14 protein-coding genes are annotated in these 15,571 nt (G+C 60.5%); 4 read left to right on the top strand and 10 right to left on the bottom strand.

What is annotated here, in order from left to right; genetic code table 11:
- Positions 1–548: contractile injection system protein, VgrG/Pvc8 family (locus B0D71_RS28400; protein ID WP_276310368.1), on the bottom strand; the 548-nt coding region annotated here is incomplete at its 3' end.
- A gap of 335 nt (positions 549–883) precedes the next feature.
- Between B0D71_RS28400 and B0D71_RS28395 the strand changes: the two genes are divergently transcribed.
- Positions 884–2,005, top strand: coding sequence for an HlyD family secretion protein (locus B0D71_RS28395; protein ID WP_103397669.1), 1,122 nt, complete (start codon positions 884–886; stop codon positions 2,003–2,005).
- Positions 2,002–3,594: a DHA2 family efflux MFS transporter permease subunit gene (locus tag B0D71_RS28390; protein WP_103397668.1), complete on the top strand. Its 1,593-nt coding sequence runs from the start codon at positions 2,002–2,004 to the stop codon at positions 3,592–3,594. Before B0D71_RS28395 ends, B0D71_RS28390 begins: the two co-directional genes overlap by 4 nt.
- 12 nt (positions 3,595–3,606) lie before the next feature.
- Here B0D71_RS28390 and B0D71_RS28385 read toward each other — a convergent pair whose 3' ends face one another.
- From B0D71_RS28385 to B0D71_RS28365, 5 genes are all read right to left on the bottom strand, one after another.
- Complete coding sequence (locus B0D71_RS28385; RefSeq protein WP_103397667.1) at positions 3,607–4,047, bottom strand: carboxymuconolactone decarboxylase family protein; 441 nt, start codon at positions 4,045–4,047, stop codon at positions 3,607–3,609.
- A 244-nt stretch (positions 4,048–4,291) separates the two neighbouring features.
- Positions 4,292–5,734 (bottom strand): mechanosensitive ion channel domain-containing protein, encoded by a 1,443-nt coding sequence (locus tag B0D71_RS28380; protein WP_103397666.1) that lies wholly within the window; start codon positions 5,732–5,734, stop codon positions 4,292–4,294.
- Between the two features lie 208 nt (positions 5,735–5,942).
- Positions 5,943–6,569: an isochorismate family cysteine hydrolase YcaC gene (ycaC, locus tag B0D71_RS28375; RefSeq protein ID WP_007977984.1), complete on the bottom strand. Its 627-nt coding sequence runs from the start codon at positions 6,567–6,569 to the stop codon at positions 5,943–5,945.
- A gap of 55 nt (positions 6,570–6,624) precedes the next feature.
- Complete coding sequence (locus B0D71_RS28370; protein ID WP_103397665.1) at positions 6,625–7,308, bottom strand: isochorismatase family protein; 684 nt, start codon at positions 7,306–7,308, stop codon at positions 6,625–6,627.
- A gap of 98 nt (positions 7,309–7,406) precedes the next feature.
- Positions 7,407–8,273, bottom strand: coding sequence for a pirin family protein (locus B0D71_RS28365; RefSeq protein WP_103397664.1), 867 nt, complete (start codon positions 8,271–8,273; stop codon positions 7,407–7,409).
- A 104-nt stretch (positions 8,274–8,377) separates the two neighbouring features.
- Here B0D71_RS28365 and B0D71_RS28360 point away from each other — a divergent pair, with 104 nt between their 5' ends.
- Both B0D71_RS28360 and dkgB read left to right on the top strand, forming a co-directional pair.
- Positions 8,378–9,286 carry a LysR family transcriptional regulator gene (locus B0D71_RS28360; protein ID WP_056722601.1) on the top strand — a complete coding sequence of 303 codons (909 nt, stop codon included), beginning with the start codon at positions 8,378–8,380 and terminating at the stop codon, positions 9,284–9,286.
- Positions 9,287–9,525: 239 nt separating this feature from the next.
- A complete protein-coding gene (gene dkgB / locus B0D71_RS28355; RefSeq protein WP_103397663.1) occupies positions 9,526–10,329 on the top strand; it encodes a 2,5-didehydrogluconate reductase DkgB in 804 nt (267 codons plus the stop codon).
- 3 nt (positions 10,330–10,332) lie between these two features.
- On the opposite strand, the gene B0D71_RS28350 is transcribed toward dkgB, so the two are convergent.
- From B0D71_RS28350 to B0D71_RS28335, 4 genes are all read right to left on the bottom strand, one after another.
- Positions 10,333–13,560, bottom strand: coding sequence for a transporter substrate-binding domain-containing protein (locus B0D71_RS28350; protein WP_103397662.1), 3,228 nt, complete (start codon positions 13,558–13,560; stop codon positions 10,333–10,335).
- Positions 13,561–14,187, bottom strand: a complete 627-nt coding sequence (locus B0D71_RS28345) for a response regulator transcription factor (RefSeq protein WP_103397661.1) — start codon at positions 14,185–14,187, stop codon at positions 13,561–13,563. It lies immediately after the preceding gene.
- Between the two features lie 109 nt (positions 14,188–14,296).
- Positions 14,297–14,698, bottom strand: a complete 402-nt coding sequence (locus tag B0D71_RS28340) for an ANTAR domain-containing protein (protein ID WP_103397674.1) — start codon at positions 14,696–14,698, stop codon at positions 14,297–14,299.
- Between the two features lie 127 nt (positions 14,699–14,825).
- Positions 14,826–15,542, bottom strand: a complete 717-nt coding sequence (locus B0D71_RS28335) for an MgtC/SapB family protein (RefSeq protein WP_103397660.1) — start codon at positions 15,540–15,542, stop codon at positions 14,826–14,828.
- Positions 15,543–15,571 lie beyond the last annotated feature (29 nt).

Raw genomic sequence — 15,571 nt, 5'->3', positions numbered from 1 at the left:
AGGATCCGGCTGATGAAAGCCAGGTCGCTTTCCTGGTACTGCATGACTTGCTCGCGCTGCGGGTACTCGCGCTTGAGGTTGAAGCGAAAGTGCCCGGTGTCCAGACCATGGCGGTCGCGCAGAATGCTTTTGACGATGTCTGGCACGGATTGGTGCTGATAGATCCGCGTTTGCTGGCCGCGATCGAGCAGGGCCAGGCGCGGTTGCAGGGTGACTTCGTAGCGGGCTTCGTCGATTGAGCTGGACAGGCGCTGGCAGGCAGTGATGCGGCCGTACAGCGTGCGCAACGGTGTGGGTGGCTTGGGCACTTCCCAGTCGAACACGGGCACGTTGGAGGGGGCGGCGTACAGGCTGAATTCGGCGTACTGGCCGATGAGTTTTTCCGCGCCGATATCGAGGTCGCTGGCGGTGAATTCGATGCGGTAGAGGTAGGGTTGGCTGAGGTACTCATGGCCCTCGAAGGTGAGGACGTCGAGGTGGGTGTCGAGGCCATCGATCAGTAGTTTGTGGCGGCTGTGGTCGAAGAAGGTGCGCGGTGTGTTGGACAAAATCAGGCCTCCCTTGGCTTTTGAAGCGGACGGGGAGGCTTCGTTGCCACCCTCGTTCAAACGCTGGGCAGCTTTCAGGAAGGTAAAAAAGGTTGATATAGGACGTTTCTAATAAGCGTGTAGGGTGCTTCCGAATAATGCAGCAGGCCACGACGCCCTAAGAACCTACCTACAACAGCAAAAGAATCCTCGGCATCTCGACACCGACCATGAATGAGTCTTTCTGACCAGGACTCCACCAGACGACCGGCAGCAAAAAGCATTTGCCACAAAATATTACATACGTCATATTACACCCATCATAATTAAACAGCGCCCCTGACAGGTATCCCTCCATGACCAGCATGTCCACCGTAGAACCCGACCTGGCTGCCCCGGTGACTGCCGTCAAACCGCCCCTGCTCAAACGCCTGCTGCTGCCGACAATGGGCATCGCGGCGTTGGTGTTGGCCGGTATGTATGGCGCGCATTGGTGGAGCACGGGGCGTTTCATCGAGGAAACAGATGACGCCTACATCGGCGGCGACGTAACGGTGATTGGGTCAAAAGTGGCGGGTTATATCGACGAAGTGCTGGTGACCGACAACCAGAAGGTCAAGGCCGGTGACGTGCTGATCCGTCTCGATTCGCGCGACTACCGGGCCAACCTGGCCAAGGCCGAAGGCGCGGTGGCCGCCCAGGAAGCCTTGCTGGCCAACCTTGATGCTACCGAACAGCTGCAACAGGCCGTCATCGGCCAGGCTCGCGCCGGCATCGATGCCGCCGGTGCCGAAGCCGCCCGCTCCCGGGATGACGATGCCCGCTACAAAAAGCTGGTGACCACCAACGCCGTCTCGGTGGAGAGCGCGCAGCGGGCCAACGCCACGTTCAAGACTGCCCAGGCGCAAAGCAACCGCGCCCAGGCTGAACTGCTGGCCGCGCAACGCCAATTGAATGTGATCGACACCCAGAAACAACAAGCCCGGGCCGCCTTGATCCAGGCCAAGGCCGAGCGCGATCTGGCGCAATTGAATGTCGGCTACACCGAACTGAAGGCACCGGTTGACGGCGTGATCGGCAATCGCCGGGGCCGGGTCGGCGCCTATGCCCAGGCCGGCTCGCAATTGCTCTCGGTGGTGCCGGCCAGCGGGTTGTGGGTCGATGCCAACTTCAAGGAAGACCAACTGGCGCACATGGTGCCGGGGCAACGGGTGGTGATCCGTGCCGACGTGTTGTCGGGACAGGAATTCCACGGTCACCTGGACAGCCTCGCCCCGGCCAGCGGTTCGCAATTCAGTGTGTTGCCACCGGAAAACGCCACCGGCAACTTCACCAAGATCGTGCAACGGGTGCCGGTGCGGATTCACCTCGACCCGGCCGACAGTGTGCTTGGCCACCTGCGTCCGGGGTTGTCGGTCACCGCTGAGGTGGACACGCGCAAGGAGCCTGAAGCACCCGCCGTTGCGAGCGCGCCATGAGCCGCGCCCTCGCCGCCCCGGCGCAGCCGTTCAATGCCGCGAACATGGCGACGGCGACCAAGGTCTTCGCCTTTGCCAGCATGTGCATCGGCATGTTCATTGCGCTGTTGGATATCCAGATTGTCTCGGCTTCGTTGCGTGACATCGGCGGCGGCCTCTCCGCCGGCACCGACGAAACCGCGTGGGTACAAACCAGTTACCTGATCGCCGAAATCATCGTGATCCCGCTGTCGGGCTGGCTGTCGCGGGTGTTCTCGACGCGCTGGTTGTTTTGCGCATCGGCGGTGGGTTTCACCCTGACCAGCCTGCTGTGCGGCGTGGCCTGGAACATCCAGAGCATGATTGCCTTCCGCGCCCTGCAAGGCTTTCTGGGCGGCTCGATGATCCCGCTGGTGTTCACTACCGCGTTCATTTTCTTCACCGGCAAGCAACGGGTGATCGCCGCCGCAACCATCGGCGCAGTGGCCTCGTTGGCACCGACCCTGGGGCCGGTGATCGGTGGCTGGATCACCGACATTTCGTCCTGGCACTGGCTGTTCTACATCAACCTGGTCCCCGGTATTTTTGTCGCCGTGGCCGTGCCGATGCTGGTGAAAATCGACCAGCCGGAACTGTCGCTGCTCAAAGGCGCGGATTACTTGAGCATGGTGTTTCTGGCGTTGTTCCTCGGCTGCCTGGAATACACCCTGGAAGAAGGCCCGCGCTGGAACTGGTTCAGCGACCGCACCATCCTGACCACTGCATGGATCAGTGGCCTGGCCGGCCTTGCGTTCATCGGCCGAACCTTGCATGTGGCCAATCCGATTGTCGATTTGCGCGCCTTGAAGGATCGCAACTTCGCCCTCGGTTGTTTCTTCTCGTTCGTCACCGGGATCGGCCTGTTCGCCACCATTTACCTGACGCCGCTGTTTCTCGGCCGGGTGCGTGGCTACGGTGCGCTGGACATTGGTCTGGCGGTTTTCTCCACCGGGGTGTTCCAGATCATGGCGATTCCGCTGTATGCCTTTCTGGCCAACCGCGTCGACCTGCGCTGGATCATGATGACCGGCCTGGGGCTGTTCGCCTTGTCGATGTGGGATTTCAGCCCGATCACCCATGACTGGGGGGCCAAAGAATTGATGCTGCCGCAAGCCTTGCGCGGGATTGCCCAGCAATTGGCGGTGCCGCCGACCGTGACCTTGACCCTTGGCGGCCTGGCGCCAGCAAGGCTTAAACATGCGTCGGGGTTGTTCAATCTGATGCGCAACCTCGGCGGAGCTATCGGCATCGCCGCGTGTGCGACCATCCTCAACGACCGCACCAACCTGCATTTCACCCGGCTGGCGGAGAACCTCAACAGCACCAACGAGGCCCTCAACCAATGGCTGTCCCAGGTCGGCAACAATTTCGCCGCCCTCGGCCAGAGCGGTGACGCCGGGGTCACCGCCAGCCTGCATCAACTCTGGTTGCTGACCTACCGCGAAGCCCAGACGCAAACCTATGGCGACGCGTTTTTGATGATTGGGGTGTGCTTCGTCATCGCCACGGCGATGGTGCCCCTGATGCGCAAGGTGCAACCACCGGCCGCGCCGAGTGCCGATGCGCATTGATGCGTGTGCGGATCAGGCCTGAGGCATTTTGCGGAAGCCGATGGCCAGGCGATTCCAGGCGTTGATGGTGGTGATGGCGACAGTCAGGTCGACCATTTCCTTGGCATCGAACTGCGCGGTGGCCAGTTCATAGTCTTCGTCCGGGGCGTGGGTCTGGCTGATCAGGGTCAGGGATTCGGTCCAGGCCAGTGCGGCGCGTTCACGCTCGGTGAAGAACGGCGTTTCACGCCAGGCCGACAACGTGGCCAGACGACGTTCGGATTCACCGCCCTTGCGTGCATCGGCGCTATGCATGTCCAGGCAGAAGGCGCAGCCGTTGATTTGCGAGGTGCGCAGCTTGACCAGTTCGATCAGGTTTTTTTCCAGCGGCAGTTTCGAAACGGCGGTTTCCAAAGCGATCATCGCTTTGAGGGCGTCAGGGGATGCGGTGTAGAAATCGATACGGGGTTTCATGACATGCTCCAGGGCAAGTGGGGGTGTCACTACGTTAGTCCCACGACCGGCCTACACAAATAGCCAATCTTGCAGAAGTCGAGGAGGCCACTGGCGCTGCCTTCTTGGTTTTCGGTGGAGGCGCGGGTGTGATGGGTTTCACTCTTCACTTTGGGTGAGTTCACTGCCGTCATCGCGAGCAAGCTCGCTCCCACATTTGACCGCATCTCCCTGTGGGAGCGAGCCTGCTCCACGCAGCGGCCATTCACACCCGATTGCGCAACCACTGCAAAAAGCCCTTTTTCGCCGCCGCCACCGGCAGGTCCTCAGTCAGGGTTTTCGCTTTTTGCAGGCGGTAATCGAGCAAGGCCTTCATCGCATTGTTGATGTCGTGGCGGGCATCCAGGCACGGCTTGAGGTATGACTTTTCTATGCGGTACAGGCCACAGAAGGTCTTGGCGGTAAACTGCGCCGGCAGCGCGCTGTCGGTGAGGATACCCGCTTCGCCGATCACCTCCCCCGGCCCCATGCGGCCGGATTCAAAGGGTGCTCCGTGGCGCATCAAGGTCACCGAGATCACACCGGACTCGATAATGAACAAGTGATCGCTGACCTCCCCCGCCTCCAGGATCACCTCCCCGGTGCGGAAGGTTTGCAGGGTCATGTTCTGGCTGAATGTGTCTTTCTCTTCCTGACGCAAGGTGGAGAAAATTGGCGAGCTGTCGAGCAACGCTCGTTTGCGTGTCGAGTTGATCGGCGGGCTGGGCTCCACGCTCGACAACAAATTGACCCCGGATGCTTGCAAATGCCGGTAGGCCAGGTCGTATAGCTGATTGCGCACTGAGCGTTTCTCGTCCATCGACGCGACAAAACCACTGATTTCGTAGATCGCTCCAGTGTTGCTGGCGGTTTTCAGGCCGACGCTTGGCGACGGTGTCTCCAGCAGCGCACGGCAACCTTGCATGGCGCGCTCCAACGCGTCGATGACCGTGTTTGGCCTCGCGTGGGGGCTCACTTCCAGGGATACGGAAATGCCGAACATGTCGTTCGGCCTGCTGAAATTGATGATCTTGGCCTTGGCGGCCAGGGAGTTGGGGATCACCGCCATGCAGCCCTGGGAGGTCTGCAGGCGCGTGGCGCGCCAGTCGATGTCGGTCACCTTGCCCTCCATGCCGTCGATGGAGATGTAGTCATCCAGTTGATAGGGTTTGGTGGTGTTCAGGACGATCCCGGAGAACACGTCACTGAGGGTACTTTGCAAGGCCAGACCGACAATGATCGCCAATGCACCGGACGTCGCCAGCACACCCTTGACCGGCAGATCGAGTACATACGCCAGGGCGGCAATCACCGCGATCAGGAAAATCACCGCTCCGAGCAAATCCTGGAGCAAGCGCCCGGTATGCCCGACCCGTTGCATCATCACCGCGCCGATCAGCACGGTCAGGGTCCGCGCGCCGAACAACCACCAGCCGATCTGCAAGCCAGTGGCGGCCAGATGCAAAGGTACGTTGTCGGCCCAGGGCGGCGGCTCCATCGGGTTCAGGCCTTCGTTGAACAGCAGGAGGCTGAACAACGAAAAAATCACCACCCGCACCAATAGCCTCCACCCAATGCCAAGGGCGCTGAGCAAGTACCACAACCCGAGATCGATCAGGATCAGCGCCATCGCGCAGATCAGCGGGTGTTCGGTGAGCAATGACAGCATCAAGCAACTCCAGCCAGGGCCAAGAACGCGAAGATCGCATGGATTGGCCATAGTGTAGGAGCAATTGATTTGGCGGGATGACCGCGTCTGGCTGGACACAAAAAAACTTGTAGGAGCTGGCTTGCCAGCGATGGCGGTTTGCCTGGCACACCGAGTTGCAGCCATCGCCAGCAAGCCGGCTCCTACAGGGGACAGCATGTTGGCTGGATTATTTGCTGTTGGTCAGCGTGCTGTAGCTGGTCATCAGGTTGCGGTAATCCGGAATATGGTTGGAGAACAGCGTACCCAACCCTTCGATATCATTACGCCAGTCGCGGTGCAGTTCACAGGCCAGGCCGAACCAGGTCATCAATTGCGCACCCTGGGCGGTCATGCGGCTCCACGCCGATTCGCGGGTCAGTTCATTGAAGGTGCCGGACGCGTCGGTGACCACGAACACATCGAAACCTTCGGCCAGCGCCGAGAGGGCCGGGAACGCCACGCACACCTCGGTCACCACACCGGCGATGATCAGTTGTTTCTTGCCGGTGGCCTTGATCGCCTTGACGAAATCTTCGTTGTCCCAGGCGTTGATCTGGCCCGGGCGGGCGATGTACGGCGCGTCCGGGAACTGCGCCTTGAGCTCGGGCACCAGCGGACCGTTGGGACCGGTTTCGAAACTGGTGGTGAGGATGGTCGGCAGCTTGAAGTACTTGGCCAGGTCAGCCAGGGCCAGCACGTTGTTCTTGAATCGATCCGGATCGATGTCGCGTACCAGCGACAGCAGACCGGTCTGATGATCCACCAACAGAACGGCGGCGTTGTCCTTGTCCAGACGCTTGTAGGAAGTAGTCATTGCAGTAGTCCTCGCAGGTTATCGATGCCGATTGGAAATCGGCGTGGGGCAGCGGTTAGCGCTGGGAGTCCAGCGCCTCGTGTTCGTTCGCCACTTGCTGGGCCTTGAGGTAGCTCTCGATCAGCAACTGATAATGCGGCATGGCCTGGGCGTAGACAGCGGCCCACTGCTCGGCGTCCGGGCGGTTCCACGAGCCTTGCAGCTCAGAGAGCGTAGCCATGATGTCGATCGGCACCACCCCGGCCTGGGCCAAACGGGCAACGGTCAGATCAGTGGCCAGTTTCGAGTGATTGCCGGAGGCGTCGACGACCGCAAACACCTTGTAGCCTTCATGCACGGCGGCGATGGACGGGAACGCCAGGCACACGCTGGTCAGGGTGCCGGCGATCACCAGGGTTTTCTTGCCGGTGGCTTTGACCGCCGCGTGAAACTCCGGGTTGTCCCAAGCGTTGATCTCACCTTTGCGTGCCACGTATTGCGCATGGGGTGCGGCTTCGTGGATTTCCGGGATCAACGGCCCGTTCGGTCCTTGTGGAACCGAGGCCGTGGTAATCACCGGCATTTTCAGCAAGGTTGCGGCCTTGGCCAGGGCAATGGCGTTGGCGCGCAGTTGGGGCACGTCCATGTCCTTGACGATCTGGAACAGTCCGCTCTGGTGATCGATCAACAGCATGGCGCTGTCGTTGGGATCGATGGTGGGTTTCTGGCCGTTGAAGTTGGCCGCGTTGACGGTACTCATGTGCGTCTCCTCTTTCTCTTTTTTGCAGGCAACAGCCATCCCTGGCCTCGGACCGGCCTACGCATCCTGTGTAGAGTGGGTTGTTGAAGCGGAGCGGGTTAAGCGTGCATCCGGCCGAAGCGCCCGGACTGGAAGTCGGCGAAGGCCTGGTGGATTTCCTGCTCGGTGTTCATCACGAACGGCCCGTGACCGACGATCGGCTCGTCGATCGGCTCGCCGCTGAGCAACAGCACCACTGTGTCTTCGCTGGCTTCGAGGGTCATCCGGTCGCCCTTGCGATCGAACAGGGCCAGTTGTCCCTGGCGCACCGATTCCAGGCCATTGACCTGAACCGTGCCGCGCAAGACCACCAGCGCGGTATTGCGCCCTTCATGCAGATCCAGGGTGAGCAACTTGCCGGCATTCAAACGAATGTCCCACACGTCGACCGGGGTGAAGGTGCGCGCCGCGCCCTTGTGACCGTCGAACTCACCAGCGATCAGACGCAGGCTGCCGGCGTTGTCCTTCAAGGCGATGCTCGGGATGTCGCGATCGAGGATCGTCTGGTAGCCGGGGTCGGCCATCTTGTCCCTGGCCGGCAGGTTGACCCACAGCTGCACCATCTCCAGGGTGCCGCCGCTTTTGGCGAATCCTTCGGAGTGAAACTCTTCATGCAGGATCCCCGAGGCAGCGGTCATCCATTGCACATCGCCGGGGCCGATCTTGCCGCCGCTGCCGGTGGAGTCCCGGTGCTCCAGTTCGCCCTTGTAAACGATAGTCACGGTTTCGAAACCACGATGAGGATGCTGACCAACGCCACGTCGCTCGCTGGTCGGGGTGAATTCAGCGGGGCCGGCGTGATCCAGCAGCAGGAACGGGCTGATGTGTTTGCCCAGGTTGTCATAGGAAAACAGCGTGCGAACCGGAAAGCCGTCGCCAACCCAATGGGTCCGTGGACTGGTGTAGATACCGATGATGTTTTTCATGGTGTCTCCTGATGAGGTGAGTGAAGCCATGGACAAAGCTTAAAACCGTGACCTTTGCTGCGCTAGACTGCAAAAATCAGCTTTAGCGTTCTATCTGGAGAACGATGGTGGAAGACCTCAATACCCTCTACTACTTCACCCAGGTGGTGGAACATCACGGTTTCGCGGCGGCGGGCCGGGCACTGGACATGCCCAAGTCCAAGCTCAGCCGACGCATTGCCGAACTTGAAGAACGCCTCGGCGTGCGCCTGCTGCACCGCACCAGCCGGCATTGCTCATTGACGGAAATCGGCCAGGCCTACTACCAGCGCTGTCTGGCCATGCGAGTGGAAGCGGAGAGCGCCGCCGAACTGATCGAGCGCAACCGCTCCGAGCCCCAGGGCCTGGTGCGTGTCAGTTGCCCGACGGCGCTGCTCAATTCCTGGGTCGGGCCGATGCTGACCCGCTACATGCTCAAGTACCCCTTGGTGGAATTGTTCATCGAGAGCACCAATCGCCGGGTCGACCTGATTCACGAAGGCTTCGACATTGCCCTGCGGGTACGCTTTCCGCCGCTGGAAAACACCGACATGGTGATGAAGGTCCTGGGCAACAGCACCCAGAGCGTGGTCGGCAGCCCGGCTTTTTTATCGCGCCTGTCGACACCGGCCTCCCCGGCCGACCTCAGCGGCTTGCCGAGCCTGCACTGGGGCGCGGCACAGCGCGAATATCAGTGGGAACTGTTTGGTGCCGACGGCAGTACCGCGATGATCCGGCATGCACCGCGCATGGTCACCGATGACCTGTTGGCCTTGCGCCATGCGGCACTCGCCGGGATCGGCATCGTGCACCTGCCCAGTGTGGTGGTGCGCGATGAAATCGCTGCCGGGCAACTGGTGGAACTGGTGCCGGGCTGGGCACCGAAGAGCGGCGTCATCCATGCCATCTTCCCCTCGCGTCGGGGCTTGCTGCCGTCGGTGCGCACGTTGATCGATTTTCTCGGGGAGGAATTCAGTCGCAGTGATATTGCCTGAAGGCAGTAAGGATTCAGACCGAGTCGCGGCCATCGCTGGCAAGCCAGCTCCTACAGGATTTGCGCAAACCTTGTAGGAGCTGGCTTGCCAGCGATGGCGCCAGAACAGACACACTCAACACATCTTCCTGCCCGATTCATGACTTTCGGTAAACATTGCTTTGCCGCTCCAACGGTTTTTCTCACGGATGCAGGCGCGGATACTGCCGCCCATTCCCACTGCAACCTCTGGAGTCCTCAATGTCTATTCCCGCCTTCGGTCTGGGTACGTTTCGCTTGCAAGGCCAGGTGGTGATCGATTCGGTGAGCACCGCCCTGGCGCTCGGCTACCGGGCGATCGATACCGCGCAAATCTACGAGAACGAAGCCGACGTCGGCGAAGCCATCGCTGCCAGCAGCATCGCCCGTGACGAACTGTTCATCACCAGCAAGATCTGGGTCGCCAACCTGGCAGGAGATCGGCTGATCGAGAGCCTGAAGGAAAGCCTGCGCAAACTGCAAACCGACTGCCTGGACCTGACCCTGATCCACTGGCCGTCGCCGGACGATCAAGTGCCCGTCGCAGAATTCATGGGCGCCCTGCTTGAAGCCAAGCGCCTGGGCCTGACCCGGCAGATCGGCGTGTCCAACTTCACCATCGATCTGATGAAGCAAGCGATTGCAGCCATCGGTGCCGAGCACATCGCCACGAACCAGATCGAACTGCACCCGTACCTGCAAAACCGCGAGGTCGTCGAGTTCGCACGCAGCCAGGGCATCGGCATCACGTCGTACATGACCCTGGCTTACGGTGAAGTCCTCAAGGACCCGCTCATCCAGCAGATCGCCGAGCGCCTGCAAGCGACACCGGCTCATGTCACCCTGGCGTGGGCCATGCAATCGGGTTACGCCGTGATCCCGTCGTCCACTCGTCGGGCCAACCTTGAGAGCAACTTGAAGGCTCGCGAGCTGAACTTGAGCGAGAGCGACATGGCCTTGATCGCAACACTGGATCGCGGCCACCGCTTGACCAGCCCAAAAGGCATCGCACCGAACTGGGATTGAACCTCAATCCTGCTCCAGACGTTGGTCCAGGCGGGCCATGGCTTGCTGCAACTGGTCGACGGCATCGTCGATCAGTGCCGCGCGGCCTTCATTGCAGGCGCGCTCCAGTCGTTCGCAACACTCGACCAGGCCAAGCGCTCGCACCATCAGCGCCCCACCCTTGATACGGTGTGCCAGCACCTGCAAACCCGGGCGATTGCCGCTGGCATGCAGCGCCAGCAAATGCACGCGGTCCTCGCGGTTGGTCAGCGCCAGATCGAGCATCAGTTGATCAATCAGCTCACGGTCCGAATCCGCATAGCGTTCCAGCTCGCTCAAATCGAACTCGGCGAAGCCAGGGTCGTCGATTGCCGCCGGGAGAGCGCTGGAGAAGCGCTGGGCCAGCCATGCCTGCAAATCCACCAGGCGAATGGGCTTGAACAGGCAATCGTCCATGCCCGCCGCCCGACACCGAGCTTTCTCCTCTGCTTGCGCGTTGGCGGTAAAACCCAGAATCAGCGTCGGCGACAGCCCCTGCACCCGCTCTTGCTCACGTATCGCGCCCGCCAGTTCGTAACCACTGAGCACTGGCATGTTGCAGTCGGTAATCACCAGATCGAACCCGTGCCCGCGCCACTGCTCCAGCCCCTGCGCACCGTCTTCAGCCAACACCACACGATGGCCCAGGTAACTCAGCTGCCGTGAGAGCAACAGGCGATTGGCTGGATAATCGTCGACCACCAGAATCGACAACGCCCGGGTCGTGAGCTGCGCCGAGTCCTGGGGCATCCCCGCCGAGGGCAACGCTTGCAGGGCAGGCAGCACCAGGCTGATGTCAACCCGTGTCCCACGCCCCAGCTCACTGTCGAGCTGCAACTGGCCGCCCATCGTTTCGCACAGGGTCCGACTGATCACCAGGCCCAGGCCGGAACCTTGTCGGGCGGTCTGCTGACTGTTGCCCGCCTGCACGAACGGGCTGAACAGGCGTTGCTGGTCGAACGCACTGATACCGATGCCGCTGTCTTCAATCTGTACGCTGACGGCGAGGTGCACCGGGCCTTGAGGTTGCACTCGTAGTGTCAGGCTCACCTGGCCTTCACGGGTGAACTTGATCGCATTGCTCAGCAGATTGGACAGCACCTGTTTGAAGCGCGTGGGATCGAGCATCACGTCGCAGTCACTGCGTTCGTCTAGCTCGACCTGCCATTGCAGATTCTTCTGCATCGCCAACCCTTCGAAAACCCGGCAGACCGACGTCACCAGCGCGCGCAGATTGACCCGTTCCGGCGCCAGCGACAAATGCCCGGATTCGATCCGGGCGACGTCCAGAATGTCGCCGATCAATTCCAGCAGTTGCTGACCGGCGTTGGACGCCACCTCGATGGCGGCGCGGTCTGTCTCCCCCTCGTCGGCCCGTTTCAGCGCCAGTTCGAGCATGCCGATCAATGCGTTCATCGGGGTGCGGATTTCATGGCTCATGGTCGCCAGGAACGTGGTCTTGGCCCGGTTGGCGTCGTCCGCCGCGTCCTTGGCTTCCTGCAATTGCCCGAGCAATTGCTGACGCTGGCGAATCTGCCGGCGCTGCCAGACGATCCCGGCCAACGCGAGCAACAGCAAGACACCCGCCACCGAAAACGCCTGCACGATCGCCTTCCGGTGTCGCAGCCAGTAGCTCTGCTCGACCATCGAGTCATAGCGCCAGGGTTGGGTCAGCTCGTCAATTTCCTCGGGAGGGATGCTCAACAGCGCCTTGTCCAGAATCGAACGCAGTTCAGTCGCCTCGCGACTGGTTGCCAGGGTGCTTCGGGCGGGATCGGTGCCCACGGTACTGGTCACTTGCAGACGATCGCGATACTGCCGGGAAATCAGGTAACGGGCGCTGATCAACGAGTTGATGCTGCCATGGGCCTTGCCCTGGGCGACCATCTCCATGGCGTCCGTCGACAGTGGTGCATCCATCAGCCGGACCTGAGGGTAATGCTGGCTAATGTACTTGCCGACAACGTTGCCCTGGGTCAGCGCCAAGGTTTTTCCCGGCATGTCATCCAGTGTCCTGGGGCTGTCCGCGGCCGCGCGGGTCACCAGCACCGAAGGGCTGCTCAGGAACGCCCGGGTGAACAGCAGTTCGTCGTCACGCTGGGAACTGAGGCCGATACCGGCCAGTACATCGATCTGACCGCTGGAGATGCCGGTCATCATTTCGGCTACAGACTTCATACCCCGGATGTCAAATTGCAGCCCGGTACGTGAACTGATTTTCGTCAGCACATCGACGCCAATACCGCGAAATTTGCCTTCGCTGTCGATGAATGTAATCGGCGGAATGTTTTCGTTGATCGCAACCCTCACCCGCGGATGGCGTTCGAGCCAGCGCTGTTCGGCCACGCTCAATTGCAATGACTCTGTGCCCGGGATAGATACCCCGTTTGCCCCCCAACGTCGCAGGATATTCATTTGTTCATTAGTGGTAATGGCCGCCAGCGTCTTGTTGACGATGCGCAACAGCGAAACGTTGTCGCGGGTCATCGCGAAGGCAAAACGCCCGGACTCCATGGGCGAGAAGTCCGTCAGACGCATGTTGTTCAGGTTGTTCTTGCTGATCAGATAATGGGCATTGATCGCATCGCCCAGATAGACATCGGCCTGGCCGAACGCCACGGCTCCCATCGCCGCCAGTGTCGAGGGAAACAGCTGGACCTGCGCCTTGGAATAGAACTGTTGCACGCTGTATTCGGGCAAGTAGTGATACAGCATCACCAGTTGCTTGCCAGCCAGTGTCGGGTCGAGCACCGGAGGGAAATCGGTACGCGTGACCAGCACCGGCTGATCGACCGCATACGCACTGGACATCTGTAACAGTGGATCTTCGGCTTCAAATCGATTGGCCGTTCCCAGCAGGTCTGCCCGCCCATCCTTGATGGCCTGCACCGCATCGGCCCGCGACGGAAAACAATGAACCTCGATGACAACGTTCAACAATTGCTCGAGCAACCCGGCGTAATCGGCTGTCAGGCCTTCGAACACCTTGCCCGCCGTGTTGAACTCGAAAGGGGGATAGTCCGGCGCCGAGACTGCCAGCACCAATCGGCCCTTTTGCTGCAGCCAGCGCGACTCGGTGTCCGACAACCTGACGCTCAAACCCTCGGCACTCGAACGCCCCAACAGGGTCAACGGCTGTTGCGCGCAGACCGCCGATGCCCATAAAAACAGGCCCATCAGCACCCAACCTGACAACCGTCGCAGAGCGTTCATTCAGATCAAATGATTGCGCAGGGCGAAATCCCTCAAGTGCACCGATGAGCTCACGTTGAGCTTGAGGATAAGCCGGGTCTTGTAGGTGCTGACGGTCTTGTAGCTCAGGTGCATGATCTCGGCGATCTCCAGGTTTTTCGAACCCCGGGCCAAGTACTGCAGAATGGTCAATTCACGATTGGAGAGCTTGTCGATCAACTGCGTCTCACTGCGTTGCAAATCCCCCATCGACACGGAACTCGAGGGGAGCTGGGCGAAATAGGTGTAGCCGGCCATCACCGAATTCACCGCCGCCTTCAAGTCATCCAGGTCCTTGCTCTTGGAAACATAGGCAACAGCCCCGGCACGCATGCAGCGGTCCTGATAAAACTGGGCCTCCAGCGAAGTGAACACCACCACGCGACATCGCGTCTTTTGGGCCTTGATACGGTCCATCACCTCCAGCCCCGCCACCCCTGGAAGGCCCAGGTCAAGCAGCAGGACATCCGGTTGATGCTCCCGGACCAACGACAAGACCTCATCACCACGGGCGGTCTCGTAAATCTGTGTGAATCCTTCGCCCTTGAGTACGAGTTTGATCATGGAGCGAACCACCGGATGATCTTCCACAATCAGTGCTGACTTCATGACGACTCCCGTGCAACACAACACGATCGGGCAAAAAAATGCCCTCCAGGTACCGCAGCGGTTGGACACAACGCTGCGCCTATACTTTTGCATGGAGGGCTGGAAGGAACTACCTGACAGAAATGACAGTTCCGACGAACGGTAACCGACGATCAACGACACTCATCAACTGCGTAATGGACGCAAGGTCAGGCAGAGTGGCCTGGCTGAGCTGGACTTTGCCCACGACTGACTGCAACGGCGTCTGCTGTTCATTGAAGATAAACGCGTGATGGACCTGCGGGTTATTGGCGAAGTAATTGAACAGGTCCAGCGCTCCGCGAGCCATCGCCTCATTGACGAGCACCAGATCCAGAGGCTCGCAACCGTACTCCACCAGTGGAAGGAGCTCGTCGAGGCTCTGCACCGGAGCCACCCGGAAATAGCCGAGCTGATTGAACAGCCGCTCGATTCGCAGGCGGTTGAAGTGCTGGGCATCGGCGATCAGGATGCGCAAGGATTTGTTCGGCAAGGTGACCTCCCAAAGGATGTCGGTTTCAAGAGGTCGCAAAGCCTACGGAACACCTTCCTGGGTTTATGTAGGAATTTTCCTAAATAAATGCCGGTTAGTCTGACTTTTTTCCGGGAAACCTTGGCCTTTACTCCGTGGTACTCGGACTCCAGAACGCCTGCACCACCAGGGTCGACGTCGAAATCCGTGCCACCAGCGCATCCAGTTCATCACCATCGACCGAGGTGGTCGCCAGGGTGGCTTCGATTTCAATTTCATCCGCGCCGAAGGCGTGCACATCGACATCGCTGGCCGGATAGTTGCTGCGCTCCAGTTCGGCTTCGAGCAGGGCCAGCACGGTTTTCTGCTGCGTACGCCGGGCAATGACATAAACGATGTTGGTAACTTCCGCCGAAATCACATCCAGTGGCTGACGGTTGATGTTGTTGACGATTGGCCGCAGCAAGGTGTTGGCCGCGAGCACGAACAGCGTGCCGAGCAAGGCCTCGGCCAGCAGGTCGGCACCGGCGCAGGCACCGACTGCTGCCGAGGTCCAGAGCGTGGCGGCCGTATTGAGGCCGCGCACATTACCCTCTTCGCGCATGATCACCCCGGCACCGAGAAAGCCGATGCCGGAAACCACGTAGGCTACGACCCGCACGGCACCCTCGGCACCGGCGAGACGGTTGGCCATGTCGACGAAAATCGCTGCGCCCACCGCCACCAGTACATTAGTGCGAAGGCCGGCAGTGCGCTGCCGGTACTGGCGCTCGAAACCGATCAGGCCACCGAGGATGAAGGCCGCGCCGAGGCTGACCAGGGTATCGAGCAGGGAGCTCAGGTTGAGGTTGTTAAGTGCTTGCATGATGAATCCCTTGAAAAATACACGCTCCC

This window comes from Pseudomonas laurylsulfativorans, from assembly GCF_002906155.1.
Classification (GTDB): Bacteria; Pseudomonadota; Gammaproteobacteria; order Pseudomonadales; family Pseudomonadaceae; genus Aquipseudomonas; species Aquipseudomonas laurylsulfativorans.
The sequence above is the reverse complement of the archived record's forward strand: the minus strand, read 5'-3'. Positions and strand labels throughout refer to the sequence as shown.

What these genes read in the sequence shown, in the direction of transcription:
- B0D71_RS28365 (WP_103397664.1), bottom strand. Translation starts at nt 8,273, where the DNA reads ATGAAAAACATCATCGGTATCTACACCAGTCCACGGACCCATTGGGTT.
- dkgB (WP_103397663.1), top strand. Translation starts at nt 9,526, where the DNA reads ATGTCTATTCCCGCCTTCGGTCTGGGTACGTTTCGCTTGCAAGGCCAG.
- B0D71_RS28350 (WP_103397662.1), bottom strand. Translation starts at nt 13,560, where the DNA reads ATGAACGCTCTGCGACGGTTGTCAGGTTGGGTGCTGATGGGCCTGTTT.
- B0D71_RS28380 (WP_103397666.1), bottom strand. Translation starts at nt 5,734, where the DNA reads ATGCTGTCATTGCTCACCGAACACCCGCTGATCTGCGCGATGGCGCTG.
- B0D71_RS28360 (WP_056722601.1), top strand. Translation starts at nt 8,378, where the DNA reads ATGGTGGAAGACCTCAATACCCTCTACTACTTCACCCAGGTGGTGGAA.
- B0D71_RS28395 (WP_103397669.1), top strand. Translation starts at nt 884, where the DNA reads ATGACCAGCATGTCCACCGTAGAACCCGACCTGGCTGCCCCGGTGACT.
- B0D71_RS28345 (WP_103397661.1), bottom strand. Translation starts at nt 14,187, where the DNA reads ATGAAGTCAGCACTGATTGTGGAAGATCATCCGGTGGTTCGCTCCATG.
- B0D71_RS28335 (WP_103397660.1), bottom strand. Translation starts at nt 15,542, where the DNA reads ATGCAAGCACTTAACAACCTCAACCTGAGCTCCCTGCTCGATACCCTG.
- ycaC (WP_007977984.1), bottom strand. Translation starts at nt 6,569, where the DNA reads ATGACTACTTCCTACAAGCGTCTGGACAAGGACAACGCCGCCGTTCTG.
- B0D71_RS28370 (WP_103397665.1), bottom strand. Translation starts at nt 7,308, where the DNA reads ATGAGTACCGTCAACGCGGCCAACTTCAACGGCCAGAAACCCACCATC.
- B0D71_RS28390 (WP_103397668.1), top strand. Translation starts at nt 2,002, where the DNA reads ATGAGCCGCGCCCTCGCCGCCCCGGCGCAGCCGTTCAATGCCGCGAAC.
- B0D71_RS28385 (WP_103397667.1), bottom strand. Translation starts at nt 4,047, where the DNA reads ATGAAACCCCGTATCGATTTCTACACCGCATCCCCTGACGCCCTCAAA.